This is a genomic window from Spirosoma luteum DSM 19990 (assembly GCF_000374065.1).
GTDB classification, from domain to species: domain Bacteria; phylum Bacteroidota; class Bacteroidia; order Cytophagales; family Spirosomataceae; genus Spirosoma; species Spirosoma luteum.
The window spans coordinates 444923-462447 of the sequence record NZ_KB893245.1 but is presented as its reverse complement, the minus strand read 5'-3'; the positions used below and the strand labels follow the sequence as shown (position 1 = coordinate 462447).

The following is a 17525-nucleotide window of genomic DNA, read 5'->3' as shown; positions in this document are numbered from 1 at the left end:
AGCCAGCCGCTATGGGCTATTCCATTTCAACAACAGCAATTCAATACTTATTTTTTATTTGGCGTTTAATTTAATAAACACCCTTTTACTATGGCAATTACTGCTGCTGACGTAAATAAACTTCGGCAAGAGACCGGAGCCGGTATGATGGACTGTAAAAAAGCCCTTACCGAAGCGGATGGCGATTTTGAAAAAGCAAAGGAGGTTCTGCGGAAGCAGGGCCAGAAAATAGCCGATAAACGAGCTGACAACGCCACTGCCGAAGGCATCGTACTGGCGCACGTTAGTCAGAATGGCAAGACAGGAAAAGTAATAGCACTAGCCTGCGAAACGGAACCCGTATCGAAGGTAGCTGATTTTCAAAACCTGGCGATGACCGTGATGAGTACGGCTGTTGCAACGGATGCTACCAGTAAAGAAGCACTGCTGGCCACGCCCCAGGCGGATGGTCGTTCCTTACAGGACCACATTACGGACCTGATGGGTAAGATTGGTGAGAAAGTAAGTGTAGCTTCATTTGAAACCGTTTCTGCCGATAAGGTTGTTTCTTACATCCACTCGAACGGTAAGCTTGGTGTACTGGTCGGTTTAATCAACACCAGCGGAACTGATGTTGACGAAGTAGGTAAAGACATCGCCATGCAGATTGCGGCTATGAAGCCCATTGCTTTGGATAAGGATGGCGTTGATGCTACTACCGTAGAACGTGAAATCGAGATCGGGAAAGAGCAGGCTCGTCAGGAAGGCAAGCCCGAAGCCATGCTGGAGCGAATCGCGCTGGGAAAACTTAACAAGTTTTACAAAGATAACACACTGCTCAACCAGGAGTTTGTGAAGGATACTTCCCTAACGATTTCGCAATTGCTGGAAAAAACCAGTAAAGGCCTGACGGTATCAGCTTTCAAGCGGGTAGCCATTAGCTAATTGCTACAGCTCAGGAACCACAAAAAAGCCCGGCCATAAGCCGGGCTTTTTTGTGGTTCCTGTTCTAGAACAGGATTATTTTCTTTTATAATGAATGGAATCCCTATATACCTCGCCCCTGGATCAGACGAAGAATAATAGCGATAACTGCAATAACCAGCAAAATGTGGATTAAACCGCTACTAGCTATACCAGCACCCAGTACACCTAGGAAACCCAGTAACCAAATGATGATCAGGATTACTGCGATTGTATACAAAAGATTGCCCATTGGTTTGTTTTGTTATAAAGTGAGAATAAGGATTTCTCCAGTATAACTAGTGCTTTTACTAAATGTTTTAGAAGTCGATTTTACGCCTATAGATTGATACGGAATAAAGAGGGGCGCGACCATCACTTCCAGTCAAACCAATCACAATAAATAACTCCTATTTAAACGTCATAACTCAATACCGGACTCAACCACCGCTCAATCTCTTCCAGGGGCATATCCTTACGCTGGGCATAATTCAGCACTTGATCCTTGTTGATTTTTCCGACCGGAAAATACCGGGACTCAGGGTGGGAGAAGTAGAAGCCACTCACCGACGAGGCTGGGTACATCGCGTAACTTTCGGTTAGTTCGATTCCAATTTTGTTGGCATCCAACAAATTGAACAAGGTTCCCTTCTCAGTGTGGTCGGGACAGGCGGGGTAGCCTGGCGCCGGCCGGATGCCCTGGTAATCTTCTTTGATAAGTTGTTCGTTCGACAGTGTTTCGCCCGTAGCATAAGGCCAAAACTCAGTACGAACACGTTCATGCATCCGCTCGGCAAAGGCTTCGGCCAGGCGATCGGCCAGGGCCTTCACCATAATGCTGTTGTAGTCATCGTGGTCGCGTTCATATTTATCCAGCAGCGCTTCGATGCCAATTCCCGCCGTAACGGCAAATCCACCAATGTAATCCTCACGACCGCTTTCCAGCGGGGCAATGAAATCCGACAAACAATAATTAGGCAATCCAGCCGCTTTCTGGTTCTGCTGCCGCAAAAAGTGTAACACCGTTTTTGTGTCGTAAACTAATTCTCCTGCCGAAGCAGCCGCCAGTTGTGATTCTGCCCTGCTAATTTTGTATTCAATGTGCTGATGGGAACCGTGCCGTTCGCAGGAAATATCCCGAACCTGTTCTTCAAACTCATGCAACAGTATGTCATCGCCAGCGGAGTTAGCGGGAAAAAATCCCACTACTGCCTTTGCTTTCAAGAGCTTATTGGCGATAATTTCCTTCAGCAGTTTATTAGCATCATCAAACAACTGCTGAGCCTCTTTACCAACTACAGCATCGTTAAAAATAGCCGGGTATTTGCCGTGCAACTGCCAGGTCTGGAAGAAGGGCGTCCAGTCGATGTATTTCGCTAGTTCAGCTATATCATACTCATCGAAGTAGCGATTACCGAGGAATGTTGGTTTTGTTGGCTCGAAAGAACTCCAGTCGATGGGGGCACGATTAGCCCGGGCTTTTTCAATGCCGAGGGTATTTTTTTCTTTCTGCCGCTTTGCATGGTCCACCCGCATCCTGGCGTACTCGGCTTTGATTTCAGTAAAAATCAGGTCACGGGTATCTTCCGCTTCGCTCACTAAACGACCGGCTACGGGTACGCTCCGGCTGGCATCCAGTACGTGAACAACAGGTCCTGAATAATGCGGGTCAATTTTTACGGCGGTATGCACCCGTGAGGTGGTTGCCCCACCAATCAGCAAGGGCGTTTTGAACCCCTGGCGTTCCATCTCTTTGGCAACACCCACCATCTCATCGAGTGAAGGGGTTATAAGACCGCTCAGTCCAATGATATCTACATTAAGCCTGCGGGCTTCGTCCAGAATTTTCTGAGTCGGCACCATCACGCCAAGGTCAATAATTTCGTAATTATTGCAGCCCAGCACTACCCCTACAATATTTTTACCGATGTCGTGTACATCGCCTTTTACCGTTGCCAGCAAGATAGTACCGGCATTGGTCGATGTGTCTCCACCAATAAGTTTCTCTGCTTCAATAAATGGCGTCAAATAAGCCACCGCTTTTTTCATTACCCGGGCCGACTTTACCACTTGCGGCAGAAACATCTTGCCCGCGCCGAACAAATCACCCACTACGTTCATGCCATCCATTAATGGCCCTTCAATAACGTGCAAAGGCCGCTCGACCTGCAAGCGAATTTCTTCAACGTCCTGATCAATATAGTCGGTAATACCTTTTATAAGGGCGTGTTTGAGCCGTTCGTGTACGGATTCGAGCCGCCAGCTTTCATCCTGAACAATCGCTTTACCTTTGGCCTTCACCGTTTCGGCAAAATCGACTAGGCGTTCGGTCGCATCGTCCCGCCGGTTTAACAGTACGTCTTCGCAACGCTCCAGTAAATCTTTTGGAATGCTATCGTACACCTCCAACTGCCCGGCATTCACGATACCCATATCCATACCAGCCCGAATAGCATGGTACAAAAAGGCAGAGTGCATCGCTTCCCGCACCACATCATTCCCCCGAAAACTAAACGAAATATTCGACACCCCCCCGCTTACTTTGGCCAGCGGCAAGTTTTGCTTAATCCAGCGGGTAGCATTGATAAAATCGACGGCATAATTGTTATGCTCCTCAATACCGGTGGCAACCGTCAGAATATTGGGGTCAAAAATAATATCCTGCGGAGCGAAATGGACTTTGTCCACCAGAATGCGGTAGGCCCGTTCACAGATGTCAATGCGTCGCTGGTAAGAGTCGGCCTGTCCGGCTTCGTCAAACGCCATGACCACCGCAGCGGCTCCATACCGTTTTACCAGTTTCGCCCGCTCAATGAACGCTTCCTCGCCCTCTTTCATCGAAATGGAATTCACGATAGCTTTACCCTGTACGCATTTCAGACCGGCCTCGATAACCTCCCACTTAGAGGAGTCGACCATGATGGGTACGCGGGCTATATCGGGTTCGGCCGCAATCAGGTTCAGGAAGGTCGTCATGGCTTCTACCGAATCCAGCATCCCTTCATCCATGTTCACGTCAATTACCTGCGCCCCGCCTTCTACCTGCCCACGGGCAATGCTGAGGGCTTCGTCGTAATTCCCTTCTTTGATAAGACGGGCAAACTTCTTAGAACCCGTTACATTAGTTCGTTCACCTACGTTCAGGAAGTTGGTTTGCTCGGTAATTTTCAACGGTTCCAAGCCACTCAGCTTCTGGTAAATTTCCGGCTCAGGCCGTTGCCGGGGTGGGTATTTAGCTGCGGCCTCCGCAATGGCCCGAATATGGTCGGGCGTGGAGCCACAACAACCGCCTACGATATTAACAAAACTACTTTTAATAAAATCTTCGACTTGCAGCGCCATCATCTCCGGCGTTTCGTCGTATTCGCCAAACTCATTGGGTAACCCGGCGTTTGGGTAAGCCGATGTAAAAAACGGTGACTCTTTGGCCAGCGTCTGGATATAGGGGCGCATCAGTTCGGCACCCAGCGCACAGTTTAGGCCAATACTCAGTAGCGGCAGGTGCGAAACGGAGTACAAAAAGGCTTCCGTTGTCTGCCCGGATAAGGTTCGGCCACTGGCATCCGTAATCGTGCCCGAAATCATGATGGGCCGAACCACCTGCTGCGGATTCAGATTGAAGTACTTGTCGATAGCGAACATGGCCGCCTTGGCATTGAGCGTATCGAATATCGTTTCGACCAGCAACAGGTCGGCCCCACCCTCTACCAGGCCGCTGACCTGCTCATAGTAAGCATCCACCAGTTCATCAAATGTGACGGCACGGTAAGCCGGGTTATTGACATCGGGGGATAGGGAGGCTGTTCGGTTCGTTGGCCCCATAGCACCCGCCACAAAACGGGGTTTGTCGGGATTGGCTCGGGAAACGTCTACGGCAACTTCTTTAGCAATCCGGGCCGATTCATAATTTAACTCATAGGCTAACTCTTCCATGTGGTAGTCCGCCATGGCGATGGTTGTTCCACTGAAGGTATTGGTCTCGATAATATCAGCTCCCGCTTCGAGGTACTGCCGATGGATAGCCTGAATAATGTCCGGTTTAGTGAGCGACAGCAAGTCGTTATTTCCTTTCAAATCGTGCTCCCAGCTGCGGAATCGTTCACCCCGGTAGTCGTCTTCGGTCAGGTTGTACCGTTGAATCATGGTACCCATCGCCCCATCGAGGACGAGGATTCGTTCGTTCAGAAGTTCGTATATCGTTTTCAAAAGCGAGTGCTGCAAGGCGTGTTTGTTAGAGTGCTTAACAAACAGTATCCTTAAAAAAGTCCAAAATAGAAAAGACTTATCAGCAGAAAGCCTCGTAGCGGAAGGCTGACTTATCTATCCTGTTTATTGGCAGGAGGAAATTGGCACCATTTCCCAGAATGGGTTGGTTGCCAAGACATCGTCGGGTCCGTTCCCTCCGTCTTTCTGGATAAGTATTGGCAAAAATACGAAAAAAAAAGGTATGCCGGTTAACCGTGTACTCCACTAAATACAATTCTGCTTCTGCCCTGTCAGCAAAGAATACAGGGTAGCCTGTAGTGCCGAAGTCACTTATGATACACAGGCAATAACGTTCCTTACGAACCTATTGCTCCTTGGTCTGTTTGAGAGCTAGCTTTTAGGCTGTCAGAATGTGAGGCTTCCGGTGGCAAAAAACAGTATATTTGGCCGTTTTTTACTACCCTAACGCATTATTTTATTGTGAAACTGGCAGCTATTGATATCGGTTCGAATGCAGCCCGACTGCAAATTTCAAGGGTCCTTCACAACGACAGCCTGGTGAGTTTTAAGCGGATCGAGTATGTACGATTTCCGCTCAGACTAGGCCACGATGTATTCAATTTCGGTACGCTGACACCGGAGAGCGAAGCCCGAACAACCAAATTGATGCAGGTGTATAAACTGCTTATGGAGTTGCATGAGGTGGAAGATTACATGGCTTGTGCTACCTCGGCCATACGTGAATCTTCGAACGGTCATGAAGTTGCTAAACGAATAGAAGCGCTGACGGGTATTAAAATCAATATTATCGATGGTCGTAAAGAAGCAGAACTTATTAATGATGTAGTGGTTCATGCGCTGGACGATAAACAGTATTTACACATCGATGTGGGGGGCGGCAGCACCGAACTTAACCTGTATGAAAACCGGCAGAAGATAAACTCCAAATCTTTTAAGATTGGATCGGTTCGTCTACTGGAAGGGAAAGAGACAAAAGGAGCCTGGAAAAAAATAGAAGACTGGGTGGAGGAAAACGTTGAGTCGTCCCGCGAAATCACGGCTGTTGGTACGGGCGGCAATATTAGTAAGCTGTTTAATCTGGCCTCCAAAACAGCCGACTCAGAAACGACCCAAACCGAAATTGAACGCATTCGAAACTACATAGCGGGATTCAGTCTGGATGAACGAATCAATAAACTTCGCCTGAATGCCGACCGTGCCGATGTGATCGTTCCGGCAGCAGACATCTATATATCCGTCATGAAATGGGCAGGAGCTGAAAAAATAATTGTACCGGACCTCGGCCTGAAAGATGGTATTATTCAATTGGTGTACAGCCAGTTGGGGCGAAGAAAATCCCACTAACGGGATTTATAACCAGCAGTTAGACTTGGAACTTGCCTGACCAATCGTCTTACTTTCGGGATACTATTCGCTGAACAACAAACGGAATACATAATCCCGGCACGCAGGAGCAGGGCGTATTCATCAGCATCACCGCTTTTTCCAGATAACAGCCAAAGGAGTTGTATACCCGAGTTCCGTACGTTGTGACCGCACCCGTCCGACTCAGGTTTCTGACAATCAAACCATCACCAGGTATTGGATAGCTTGTACCGGAAAATATACCGTTGTTTGCCAGTTCGTATGTATCCGTCGGTTTAAAGCCAACGATTGCCACCGACCCGTCGGCGGCCGAAACGGTTCCGGCACACGTTGCTTCCATAGTCTTTACGGTAGCCACTGGATTGGGTTTGATGGTAACCGTAAGTAACGCAAATGGGCGGCAGGAGGCATCGGCCGGTGTGGGTTTGAGATACCCGTACACGTAGTAAGTTTTGCTGGTTGTTTCAGTATTGGGCGGAAAGGAAATCGTTCGCATGGTAGCAATGCCGTTAGACGAGATCAACTCACCAAGATACACGCCATTGCTCCCTTCGTACGGATTGGACTGGGGCGTATCAAATCGAATCATACCTATTTTGGTTGGAAAAAAAGCCGTTGTCCTAACCTGTAAACTATCCACGATATAACCCGTGCAAACTGTTACCGACGTTTGATTCGTATTCGTAACGGTCGGACAACCAGTTTGGGCGTATAGGCTGGTCAATAGTGACTGGCAACAAGCAACCAGGAAACTTGCTTTAAGCAGGATTCGACCTTTACTGTATCCAGTATCACCCTGCAATGAACTTATCATTTCCGTACGTTTTCTAGAAGAAAGAAGGAGTTAGTCTGTGCCAACTACTCATGCCCAACGGGGTTGATGATAGCCCACCGTCTAGCCATGTTTCGTCTTTTGACTATAAAGCTCCCTTTTCGTTACTTTCCCGCGGGCACCATCATCGATAGCTCCAACACCGTTTCTATGCGCCACTATGAAATGATCCTACAGCATGAACCGCCCAGCGCCCTTGTTCCTCCATTCAGTGAGGCCGGTTTTTTGTTTAATACGTACGAACATCTCCAACATCAGCAAAAGGATGGTGTTTATATACTGTCGGCAGTGAATGCTGTAACCCGGTTCGCCGACGCCCGTTGCGCCTTTTTCGTTCAGTCAGGCAAAGCGGTTAGCCCCGTTGCCGCGCCATTTGGCTCTATTGAATACTCCTCTGTTCTCCCCGAAGAAGTACTCGACTTGTTTATCCGAACGCTAATTCAGACAGTCCGTTTGGCGGGAGCAGTTACCTTACAACTGGTCAATTACCCACTATGTTACGCTCCTGAATCGGCAGAGCATCTGGCCAAAAAATTACTTACCCATGGGTTTGTCATCGGTGAAACCCATCCTACCTTCTATCTACCCGTTTCCAATTCCCCTTTCGACGTAAATCTTGTTCCGGCAGAACGACGACGAATTGCCCGGTGTCTCGAAGCAGGTTTCCGCTTCAATCAATGGCAGTCGTCCAATAGTACTGATGTGATAAATTTCCTGGTAAAAACGCGCCGTCAGAAAGGATATACGCTGACCATCTCTCCCGAACGACTGGCGGATTTGTTGCATACATTCCCAAGTGAGTGTACCGCTTTTACCGTGATGGATGGCTATACGATAGCCGCACTAACAATTGCCATCCGGGTCCGCCACGATATTCTATACAATTTCCAGCCTGCCTCTAACCCCGACTATACTGCTTTCAGCCCAATGGTCCTATTGACGAAAGGATTATATAGGTATTGTCAGCAACACCAAATCGGGTTACTGGATCTTGGCCCGTCCCTGGATGAAAACCGGCAGGCTAAACCCGGACTGGTGCGATTTAAACGAAATCTTGGTGCGCAGGAATCACCCCGGCTGGTTTTCGAGCGGGACTTGTCGGTGCTATGATCCAGACTAGTCTGATCTGCTATTTTCTTCGTTATTTTGTGGTAGAAAGGCTCTGCGTCAGGAGCTGTTTGCATGATAGAAGCCGGTTTCAATTCATTTAGTCAATTTTTGAGTGAGCTGTTTACCTCACTGCTCTCACTACTGAAAGTAGTGATTCGTGGGCGGTACGCCACCAAACTGCCCGTCCGGCAGCAACCCATATGCTCCGTTTTAGGCAATGGTCCATCCCTTAAAGAGTCACTGGCAGAGCAGTTTGAATTTATTCGTCAGACGGAGATTGTTTGTGTCAATAACTTTGCCCACGCTGCTGTTTTTACGCAACTACGTCCGCAGAACTATATCATCTCCGACCCCAACTACTTTCTTTTTACGGAGCAGACCAGTGACCGTGACGATATCAGGCAGACACTTAATATTTTTTTGACGCGTGTCGACTGGGCAATGACCCTCTACGTGCCGCACTTTGCCCGAGGGTCGTATCTGCTCCGGCAGATTGAGCAGGGCAACCCAAGCATCAACGTAGTTTATTTCAATTATACCGTGGTTCGTGGCTTCCAGTGGCTGGTTTACTGGTTATACACTACGGGTCTTGGAATGCCACAGGCACAAACAGTTATCATTGCGGCACTGACGTTGATGATTAACCGAAAATTTGAGCAGATTTATCTATTCGGTGCCGATACGTCGTGGCATGAGGAGATTCGCCTGAACGAGCAGAATCAATTGCTTATCAAGCAAATACACTTTTACGATAAACCGAAAGATGTCACTCATCAGCCCGTATATTCCGATGCCCAGCGGCAACGCACGTTCTCGATGGCCTCACAGTTTTTATCCCTGCACAAAGTATTTCGGGGATACGAGGTTCTTCGTGACTATGCCGACCATCGGGGGGTGAAAATTTTGAATGCCAGCGCGAAAAGTTACATTGATGCCTTTGAGCGAACTAAATTAGTTGATGAATCAGTAGTCTAATCATTGGTACCAGCTGATAGACAACTCGACTGACCGACCAATTAACTGACCAACTCTTTGATTAGCCAACTGATTGACTGACCAACAAAAGATATGCTTGACTTGACCAATAAATCTATTTTGATTACGGGCGGCACCGGCTCCTTCGGCAAGAAGTTTGTCGAAATGGTGTATCAGCGCCACCCGAACCTGAAACGCCTGGTTATTTACTCCCGCGATGAACTGAAGCAGTTCGAAATGGCGCAGTACTACCCCCAATCAAACTATAAATCCATCCGCTTTTTCATTGGCGATGTCCGCGATGCGGAACGGCTCAAGCGCGCTTGCGAAGGGGTAGACATCATTATCCACGCAGCCGCATTGAAGCAGGTACCGGCGGCCGAGTACAACCCAATGGAATGTATCAAAACCAATGTATTCGGGGCAGAGAACGTAATAAACGCGGCCCTGGATAACGGCGTACAGCGTGTAGTAGCGCTCTCGACCGATAAGGCGGCCGCACCAATCAACCTCTACGGTGCCACTAAACTCTGCTCCGACAAGCTGTTTGTGGCGGCTAACAACATGAAAGGCAGTCGTGATTTACGCTTTTCGGTGGTTCGATACGGAAACGTAATCGGCTCGCGGGGGTCGGTTGTGCCGTTCTTTATGGAGAAGCGTAAAGACGGTGTACTACCCATCACCCACACTGACATGACCCGGTTCAATATATCGCTGGAAGACGGCGTCGAGATGGTGTTTCACGCGCTTGAACACGCCTGGGGGGGAGAGATTTTCGTTCCTAAAATCCCCTCCTACCGCATCACCGACGTGGCCGAAGCTATCGGGCCAAATTGTGAGCAGAAAATAGTGGGTATCCGGCCGGGCGAGAAGTTACACGAGGAAATGATAACCGAAACCGACTCGCTCAACACCGTTGAGACGGCTAAATATTACGTAATTACGCCCTCAACACCTACCTGGGATGTAGAAGCGTATATGAAGGCGTTCAACGGACGGCAGGTAGAAATGGGTTTCAAATACAACTCAGGTACTAACACCGACTGGCTCAATGTAGACCAACTGCGTGAGCAGATTCGGGAACATGTCGATGCTGATTTCAGTGTATAATCAAGCCGGATTGTCCGTTCTATACCTATGAACCACTCCATCCCATACGGTCGTCAACACATTACAGAGGAAGACATTGCGGCCGTGGCCGACGTACTGCGTGGTCCGTTCCTTACCCAAGGTCCAACCGTCGGCGCATTTGAAGCAGCTTTCTCCGCCTATATCGGCAGCCCCTACGCGGTGGCCGTAGCCAATGGCACGGCGGCCCTGCACCTGTGCTGTATGGCACTTGGCGTAAAGGAGGGCACACGGGTTATCACAACGCCTATTACCTTTTCGGCCTCGGCTAATTGTGTACGCTACTGCGGGGGCGAGGTTTTCTTTGCCGATATTGACCCCAACACGGCCCTGCTCGATGTGAACGCGGTTAGAGCCTTGCTGGAGCAACACCCCAAAGGGTATTTTTCGGGGATTATTCCCGTTGATTACGCAGGTTATCCGGTCGATTTAACCGCTTTTAGGGCATTAGCCGATGAATACGGGCTTTGGTTACTGGAGGATAGCTGCCATTCTCCGGGGGGATCGTTTCAGGATGCCAGCGGTCAGGAACACCGCTGTGGAGATAGCTCTCTGGCCGATTTAGCCATTTTTAGTTTTCACCCCGTAAAGCACATTGCGGCTGGAGAAGGCGGCATGATTACGGCCCACAGTGAATCCCTGTACAATCACTTACTCCGGCTCCGAACCCATGGTATCACCAACAAACCCGGCGATTTGACCGATCCGTATCCGGGCGAACCCGAACGCGGAGGCTGGTATATGGAGTTGCAGGAATTGGGCTATAATTACCGCCTGACCGACATGCAAGCGGCTTTAGGTATGAGTCAGTTGAACCGTGCCGGTACTATGCTGGCCCGTCGGCAGGAAATTGCCCGCCGTTATGACGAAGCCTTCGCCGGAACAGATGTTACTACTATTATCCCACCCGATAGCGTCAATCATGCGTACCACCTCTACATTGTTCAGGTGGACGACCGAAAAGGATTGTATGATTCTCTACGGACAAAAAACATCATGGCGCAGGTACATTACGTTCCCGTACATCTGATGCCTTATTATCGGCAATTCGGCTGGAAACCGGGTGATTTTCCGAATGCCGAACATTTTTACGCTCACTGTCTGAGTTTACCCATGTTCCCGACGCTGACCGACGACGAACAGGCGTATGTTATTGACTCCGTCAACGATTTTGTTGGCGCATGAGCAATGTAGCCATCATACCGGCGCGGGGTGGCAGCAAACGCATCCCACGAAAGAATATCCGGGCTTTTCTGGGGAAACCTATCATTGCCTATGCCATCGAAGCAGCACTGTCATCCGGCCTGTTTAGCGAAGTGATGGTGTCGACAGATGATGCGGAGATTGCAGCGATTGCCCGGCAGTGTGGGGCCTCCGTCCCATTCTTACGAAAAGTCGAAACGGCCAGCGATGTAGCCACCACGGCTGACGTACTCCTAGAAGTATTGAATCAATATGAAGAACAGCAACAGGTATTTGATTATGCCTGTTGCCTGTACCCTACAGCGCCGTTTATAACGCCAGAATTATTAAAGCACGCGTTTGTCACCCTAACTGAAAAGCAGTTTGACACAGTGTATCCGGTCCAGCCCTTTAGTTTTCCCATCCAGCGGGCCGTTCGGTTGAGCGAATCACAACAGATACAGTGGTTCCAGCCCGAACATGCCCTAACCCGTTCGCAGGACCTGGAACCCGCCTACCACGATGCCGGGCAATTCTATTTTTTCCGCGTACCCAGCTTCCTGGAAAGCGGCATACTCATCCCCCCTAATTCGGGCGGTATCATCATTTCCGAACTGGAAGCGCACGATATTGATACTGAAGCTGACTGGCAGTTGGCGGAGATGAAGTTTAGTATAAACATTGAGCAATAAACAGTATTTAGTCCTCGTCATACCGAACGACTCGCCAAACACACCCATTAAATAATGAATAAACTTATTTTCCGTGCGGATGGCAATGCCCAAATTGGACTCGGGCACGTAATGCGCTGCCTGGCCCTGGCTGACATGCTACAGGGTGGCTTTTCAATGCAATTTGCGCTGGTAACCCCTTCTATCGAGGTTCGGGCATTAATTGAAAAGGCAGGAATAGCCATTACAGAACTCCCAGTAGTAGACACTGAAACGGCTTTTCTAGACCATATCCAGCCGGATACTATTGTAGTGCTGGACGGATACGTATTCGATGAAGCGTTTCAGCGGGCTGTTCAGGAACGGGCGAAGAAACTGGTTTTTATCGATGACTTACTAACCGGGCATCAGGTGGCCGATGTAGTCATCAATCATGCGGGTGGCGTAACGGAAGCCGATTATGAGGCTGAATCCTACACACAGTTTTATCTGGGACCGCACTACGCCCTGCTCCGACCCGAATTCCGTCAACCCGGCGGCTTTGGCGCTCCCCTAACCGATGGGCCTATCTTTGTTAGTTTCGGTGGTACTGATACGGGAAACGTGTCAGTAACCGCACTGAAAGCCATTCGGCAGGTAGATGCGCATCTACCGGTCCACCTAATTTTAGGGCCATTTCACCCCGACCGGGTAGCTATCGACGCATTCCAGAATCAGTTGCCCAATCTAACTATCCGAAAAAATCTGACAGCTGCTCAAATGGTTGCTGCGTTACAGCAATGCAGTCTGGCCATTACTGCCTGTAGTACCATTGCCTATGAAGTTTGCGCTGTCAATCGACCGTTAATTACAGTTGTCACGGCCGACAACCAAGCACGGCTGGCGCAATTTCTGTCGGAAGAAAAGCTGGCCCTTTCAGTTAATTTCCCAACGCTGCTAACCCGGTTAACGCCCGTAATTAGTTTGGAGAACATGTTAAAACTGGCGATACAAGGGTTTCAGTTTTCGCCCGATACTGTGGCAGAGTCATTAGCCAGTCAACGACGTTTTTTTGATGGTTCCTCACGGGAGCGGCTTCAGGCGTTATTTGGCCGACTTCTGGCCTGAACCAAGTGGCTATTTATGCAGCACAAAAAAGCTAAATAGCCAACGCCCTTCAACCTGTTTCCTACCAACGTGTAAAACCTCACCGCTTTTTCAGCCAGTACCCAACGGAAATTCCCAGGGCTGAGTTATGGGTAGCTACATTTCCCAATGATGTAGCAGACGGGTTGTTCAGGTTAGCTAGACCGGGTGCGTAGTAGGTGCCGATAGAAAGGCCGTAGGGTAGTTCATAATCAATCGAGAGCCGACCGCCTATATCATTACGCCGGTACTGGTCGGCATTCGGGCCAAAATCGTCAGTAAAAGTTCTGGTCTGTCCATTGCTGGTGACAATTGCTTTACTACTCAGTCCATAAGCTACGTATACTCCTGCTCCAAAACTCAGGTATCCTGTTCCTGATTCGATGGTATAAACCAGTTGTACCGGCACTTCAACATAATTAAGCGATAAGTCAACATCAAGGGGTCCGGGTATGTCTTTCCTAGCCCCTTTGGCCGAATAAAGCAATTGAGGGCGTAAGGACAAAGTAGGGCTCAGCGGAACATCGAGCAGCACACCAGCAAAATAGCCTGTCTTTATTTTGTTCCGGACGCCTACATCTGCCGGTGTGTGCGTAGCCAGCTGAAAGCCAGCCGTTGCGCCCACGCGTACCTGCCCAAACGAGGTGATTGCGGTGATGAAAACGAGCAGGAATGATTGATAGATAGTATGCATACAAGTGGTGGTTGCGCGAAAAGGACAAAGAAAACGAATGGAGAATGAATCGGTAACTAGTCGATGAACTGATAAACCTGGGTAGGCGTGATGCAGGCGTCCAGCCGCACATCAGTTGCTTCAACATCACTAATTGAGTCAACCGGCTCGAAAAGTGACAAGCCAATTTTTCGGCTATGGGGTACATCCTCGGCCAGAAACCGGTCGTAATAACCACCCCCATACCCAACCCGATGCCCCTGTAAATCGAACGCCAGCAAGGGGGTCAGAACGATTTTTACAAACTGAAGGTCTGTTTTTTCCCTTTCCTGAAGAACCGGTTCAGGAATGCCTAGTTTATTCTCGACCAGTGGCGTTTCGGGGAGGAGGGTGTAGTGAGTCATTTGGCGGTTACCAACGTCCATAACCGGAACACTGATAGCAATGTGTGCAAATTTTGCCCAAAAACAGGTAATAATGGGCCATGTATCCACCTCATTTTGCCGCCGGATAGCCAGGAAAGAATGAACGACCGCTGGCTCGCTGGTAAGGCCTTCGTTTGCGAAATAATCAAAAAAATGCCCCGCAATCAGTTGGCTTCGTCGTTTAATTTCAGCCGGTGCTAACGCCCGGCGCCGAGCCAGGAACTCTCTGCGTAACGCTGTTTTCGTCATATCACAACTACTGAAGAGTCTGCGCCAGACAAAGTTGCATCCGGTAATCAAAGGGGTCAAAAGCGGCTAATATTTGCTGTAAAAACGTTGGGTCATTGAGGTAAAACGTCAGAAAATTCTCGCTTCGCTCCTGCGGCCCTCCATTGGGGAAGAGTTCGTTTTTTACACCTATCAACTGCCGGATACCCACTTCCTGGTTTCGTTCTTCAGCGCGTCGCATTTTCTTTTCCAGCCGGGCTACGGCGTTGGCAAACCGCTTTGTTTCGGCCAGAACAGCTTTCTCCAGTGTCGGGTCAACCATTTGCGCTTTGTGCAGGATAGCATCCAGCGCCTTATTTACCATTTTATTCTCCGTATCGAATTTAAGCGAATGTCGGGCGTGGTGCTCGACATATTCGCGTTTGAGCGTAATTATATCCTGAAAAAGTTCTTCGGGAGTCAGGCCCAGTTTCGTGATGCGTTTGGCCGATACAGATGGCACATAAAGAGCAAAATTACGGGGCATTAAAATCGGGAAGGCCGTTTGGTAGTGGTCAAATACGGGCTTCAGCTGTAACCAGTAAGGCACCTCCGACGGTCCACCAATGTAGGCTAGATTTGGCAGAATCGTTTCCTGATACAAGGGGCGCAGTACTACGTTCGGGCTAAACCGCTCCGGGTGCTCCTCCAACACGGCAAGTAGCTCGTCCCCCGGGAATGTCAGTGACGTGTGCAGCACCCGGTACGTACCATTTTCTTTGCGTTCGATACGCTCACGAACCTGGTCATCCAGGTAAAACAGGTTGATGTCGCGCGGGGCAATTACGGTTTTATAGCCTAATTCTTCTAATTTTTTGGTTTGACGCTGTACCAACTCACCCGATTTCTGCTGTGTCAGTTCATCCCGCATGATTGGAGTAAAAATCCGTTTGAGGGCTGCATCATCAGCATCCAGACAAACTAACCCTTCGGCACCAAACAGTTCATTAACATAATACCGGGTGGCATCAGCCAGTGTGCTTTGCTTTAAATAAGCTTCCTCAAACAAAAATAATTTTTCGGGAATCTGTTTGAAGAGTGTTTTCAACTCCTGGGGATTCATACGCCCAACAGCCCCGCGTTGCTCGGTTTGCCAGAAATAATTGTTGCCAAACAGGGAGAAGTGGTTGATCTCGGCGAAGTCGTGGTCTTCAGTAGCCATCCAGTAAACTGGCACGAAATTATAGTCTGGGTAGGTTTCCTTCAATTTCCTGGCCAGCTTAATGGTCGTAATCAGTTTATAGACGATGTAGAGTGGTCCCGAAAAAATGTTTAGCTGATGGCCCGTCGTTACCGTAAACGTATTAGGTTGAAGCAGTACCGAAAAATCGGGTTTAGTCTCAATTGCCTGATATTGCCGTTCCAGTGCATCCACCAGAATTTGCCGTTTCAACTCATCAAACTTTTTGTCGGCCAATTGTCCACCAAAAGCGGCTACATCGGGGAAGCGGTTGTAAAAAGGCGTAAGTTCTTCTTGTTTGTTAATGTAATCGAGAAAAAGAGAGGAAAACTGGCCGGTTTGGGCAAGCGGCAGGTACTGACAGTTCATGCGGTAGGCGGGGGTTGCGTTTACCGGATTTTAACAATGAAAGAACCCGCAAGGTTCGGGTTTGGAATGGTACTTGTCGGTTGACTCGCTATCTTGCAGGACCAATTCAGGCAAACTATGATTATACCTCTGAGAGGAGGTACAATTGAAACTCAGATGAGTTTTACTGAAATTAAACGAATGCGGATTAAGGTGTCTGGCCCCTGTTACTGCTTAGTGTTGACAGATAAGTTAATCAGGAGGCCGGAGTTGTCGTTTCTTTTTCGCAGGAGCCGCGTGGTTAACAATACGGGTCGATGGATTCTGCCAAACGACTGCAGCGGAAAGAGCATCCAGCTTAGTTGCACGCTGATTGGTCTTTTAATTTTTGGTAGTCCTACTACAATAGTATTCGGCCTACTACCATTATTTAAGCCGAAATGAATCAACAAACTACTGACAACCAGTATCAATCAACGAATATATTCAGAAAAGAATGGTTGATAATTGGATTACTTTACCTGGTTACTACGGCCATCAATATCGATAAAGCCTATCACATTGATGATACATTTCACCTGGAGGCTGTTGACTGGATAAAAAGCCATCCATTCCGGCCCATGTCCGGCTTGATTAACTGGAATGAAAGCAAACAACCGATGTACGCGGAGAACCAGCCGCCTTTATACTTTTATATACTAGCACCTGTTAGTGCTTTATTCGGAAATGGAGAAATTATCCTGCACCTTTTTCAATCCATTTTCACCCTCCTCTCGTTGGTTTGTTTCTACAAAATAACGCAGCTTTTAAGGCTTAAAAAAGGATTATTGCTGACTGCTTTTTTCGCCTTTTGTCCGGCATTTCTGATAAATCAGAATTTAATGCTCGATGTCCCTTTACTATGTTTTACTCTTTGGCTCCTATACTATTTGCTGAAAGAGGATGTTCAATCCGAAACAAAACGCTACTGGACGGTTGGGCTGCTACTCGGCTTAAGCCTGTTAATTAAATACAGCAGTCTCCCTTTGCTGGTCGTTTTACTGATTACGTTGCTTTGGCGAAAACAGTACCGCTT

At 48.6% G+C, this 17525-nt stretch carries 14 protein-coding genes, 1 pseudogene and 1 riboswitch; of the genes and pseudogenes, 9 read left to right on the top strand and 6 right to left on the bottom strand.

The window, feature by feature from the left end:
- Positions 1-90: 90 nt before the first annotated feature.
- Positions 91-924 carry a translation elongation factor Ts gene (gene tsf / locus B156_RS0102010; protein WP_018617938.1) on the top strand — a complete coding sequence of 278 codons (834 nt, stop codon included), beginning with the start codon at positions 91-93 and terminating at the stop codon, positions 922-924.
- 103 nt (positions 925-1027) lie between these two features.
- Here the strand turns inward: tsf and B156_RS31240 are convergent, their stop codons facing one another.
- Together B156_RS31240 and metH are read right to left on the bottom strand one after the other, a co-directional pair.
- Positions 1028-1195, bottom strand: a complete 168-nt coding sequence (locus tag B156_RS31240; protein WP_018617937.1) for a lmo0937 family membrane protein — start codon at positions 1193-1195, stop codon at positions 1028-1030.
- 161 nt (positions 1196-1356) lie between these two features.
- A complete protein-coding gene (gene metH, locus B156_RS0102000; protein ID WP_018617936.1) occupies positions 1357-5148 on the bottom strand; it encodes a methionine synthase in 3792 nt (1263 codons plus the stop codon).
- Positions 5149-5255: 107 nt separating this feature from the next.
- Positions 5256-5363, bottom strand: a riboswitch (SAM riboswitch).
- 265 nt (positions 5364-5628) lie between these two features.
- Here metH and B156_RS0101995 point away from each other — a divergent pair.
- Positions 5629-6513, top strand: a complete 885-nt coding sequence (locus tag B156_RS0101995; protein ID WP_018617935.1) for a Ppx/GppA phosphatase family protein — start codon at positions 5629-5631, stop codon at positions 6511-6513.
- Between the two features lie 49 nt (positions 6514-6562).
- On the opposite strand, the gene B156_RS28740 is transcribed toward B156_RS0101995, so the two are convergent.
- The gene (locus B156_RS28740) at positions 6563-7123 is read right to left on the bottom strand and encodes a hypothetical protein (RefSeq protein WP_018617934.1); all 561 of its coding nucleotides are present in this window, start codon (positions 7121-7123) and stop codon (positions 6563-6565) included.
- A 312-nt stretch (positions 7124-7435) separates the two neighbouring features.
- On the opposite strand from B156_RS28740, the gene B156_RS0101985 reads away from it, so the two are divergent.
- From B156_RS0101985 to pseG, 6 genes are all read left to right on the top strand, one after another.
- Positions 7436-8476, top strand: coding sequence for a GNAT family N-acetyltransferase (locus B156_RS0101985; protein WP_245563668.1), 1041 nt, complete (start codon positions 7436-7438; stop codon positions 8474-8476).
- A gap of 72 nt (positions 8477-8548) precedes the next feature.
- The gene (locus B156_RS0101980; protein WP_018617932.1) at positions 8549-9451 is read left to right on the top strand and encodes a hypothetical protein; all 903 of its coding nucleotides are present in this window, start codon (positions 8549-8551) and stop codon (positions 9449-9451) included.
- Between the two features lie 93 nt (positions 9452-9544).
- Positions 9545-10561, top strand: coding sequence for a UDP-N-acetylglucosamine 4,6-dehydratase (inverting) (gene pseB, locus B156_RS0101975; RefSeq protein WP_018617931.1), 1017 nt, complete (start codon positions 9545-9547; stop codon positions 10559-10561).
- Between the two features lie 27 nt (positions 10562-10588).
- A complete protein-coding gene (pseC, locus tag B156_RS0101970) occupies positions 10589-11764 on the top strand; it encodes a UDP-4-amino-4,6-dideoxy-N-acetyl-beta-L-altrosamine transaminase (protein WP_018617930.1) in 1176 nt (391 codons plus the stop codon).
- Positions 11761-12453 (top strand): pseudaminic acid cytidylyltransferase, encoded by a 693-nt coding sequence (gene pseF, locus B156_RS0101965; protein ID WP_018617929.1) that lies wholly within the window; start codon positions 11761-11763, stop codon positions 12451-12453. Before pseC ends, pseF begins: the two co-directional genes overlap by 4 nt.
- Before the next feature lie 54 nt (positions 12454-12507).
- A complete protein-coding gene (gene pseG, locus B156_RS0101960; RefSeq protein WP_018617928.1) occupies positions 12508-13539 on the top strand; it encodes a UDP-2,4-diacetamido-2,4,6-trideoxy-beta-L-altropyranose hydrolase in 1032 nt (343 codons plus the stop codon).
- A gap of 79 nt (positions 13540-13618) precedes the next feature.
- On the opposite strand, the gene B156_RS0101955 is transcribed toward pseG, so the two are convergent.
- From B156_RS0101955 to bshC, 3 genes are read right to left on the bottom strand one after another with little or no spacing between them, the layout of a single operon-like run.
- Positions 13619-14251: a porin family protein gene (locus B156_RS0101955; protein WP_018617927.1), complete on the bottom strand. Its 633-nt coding sequence runs from the start codon at positions 14249-14251 to the stop codon at positions 13619-13621.
- A gap of 56 nt (positions 14252-14307) precedes the next feature.
- On the bottom strand, positions 14308-14904 hold the full coding sequence (locus tag B156_RS0101950) for a 5-formyltetrahydrofolate cyclo-ligase (RefSeq protein WP_018617926.1): 597 nt from the start codon (positions 14902-14904) through the stop codon (positions 14308-14310).
- Between the two features lie 7 nt (positions 14905-14911).
- Positions 14912-16471 carry a bacillithiol biosynthesis cysteine-adding enzyme BshC gene (bshC, locus tag B156_RS0101945; protein WP_018617925.1) on the bottom strand — a complete coding sequence of 520 codons (1560 nt, stop codon included), beginning with the start codon at positions 16469-16471 and terminating at the stop codon, positions 14912-14914.
- A 419-nt stretch (positions 16472-16890) separates the two neighbouring features.
- Here bshC and B156_RS32470 point away from each other — a divergent pair.
- Positions 16891-17514: pseudogene (locus B156_RS32470) on the top strand (glycosyltransferase family 39 protein); the annotation flags it as partial.
- Positions 17515-17525: the final 11 nt, after the last annotated feature.

What these genes read in the sequence shown, in the direction of transcription:
- B156_RS0101955 (WP_018617927.1), bottom strand. Translation starts at nt 14,251, where the DNA reads ATGCATACTATCTATCAATCATTCCTGCTCGTTTTCATCACCGCAATC.
- tsf (WP_018617938.1), top strand. Translation starts at nt 91, where the DNA reads ATGGCAATTACTGCTGCTGACGTAAATAAACTTCGGCAAGAGACCGGA.
- B156_RS31240 (WP_018617937.1), bottom strand. Translation starts at nt 1,195, where the DNA reads ATGGGCAATCTTTTGTATACAATCGCAGTAATCCTGATCATCATTTGG.
- pseB (WP_018617931.1), top strand. Translation starts at nt 9,545, where the DNA reads ATGCTTGACTTGACCAATAAATCTATTTTGATTACGGGCGGCACCGGC.
- bshC (WP_018617925.1), bottom strand. Translation starts at nt 16,471, where the DNA reads ATGAACTGTCAGTACCTGCCGCTTGCCCAAACCGGCCAGTTTTCCTCT.
- pseG (WP_018617928.1), top strand. Translation starts at nt 12,508, where the DNA reads ATGAATAAACTTATTTTCCGTGCGGATGGCAATGCCCAAATTGGACTC.
- B156_RS28740 (WP_018617934.1), bottom strand. Translation starts at nt 7,123, where the DNA reads ATGATTCGATTTGATACGCCCCAGTCCAATCCGTACGAAGGGAGCAAT.
- pseF (WP_018617929.1), top strand. Translation starts at nt 11,761, where the DNA reads ATGAGCAATGTAGCCATCATACCGGCGCGGGGTGGCAGCAAACGCATC.
- B156_RS0101950 (WP_018617926.1), bottom strand. Translation starts at nt 14,904, where the DNA reads ATGACGAAAACAGCGTTACGCAGAGAGTTCCTGGCTCGGCGCCGGGCG.
- B156_RS0101980 (WP_018617932.1), top strand. Translation starts at nt 8,549, where the DNA reads ATGATAGAAGCCGGTTTCAATTCATTTAGTCAATTTTTGAGTGAGCTG.
- pseC (WP_018617930.1), top strand. Translation starts at nt 10,589, where the DNA reads ATGAACCACTCCATCCCATACGGTCGTCAACACATTACAGAGGAAGAC.
- B156_RS0101985 (WP_245563668.1), top strand. Translation starts at nt 7,436, where the DNA reads ATGTTTCGTCTTTTGACTATAAAGCTCCCTTTTCGTTACTTTCCCGCG.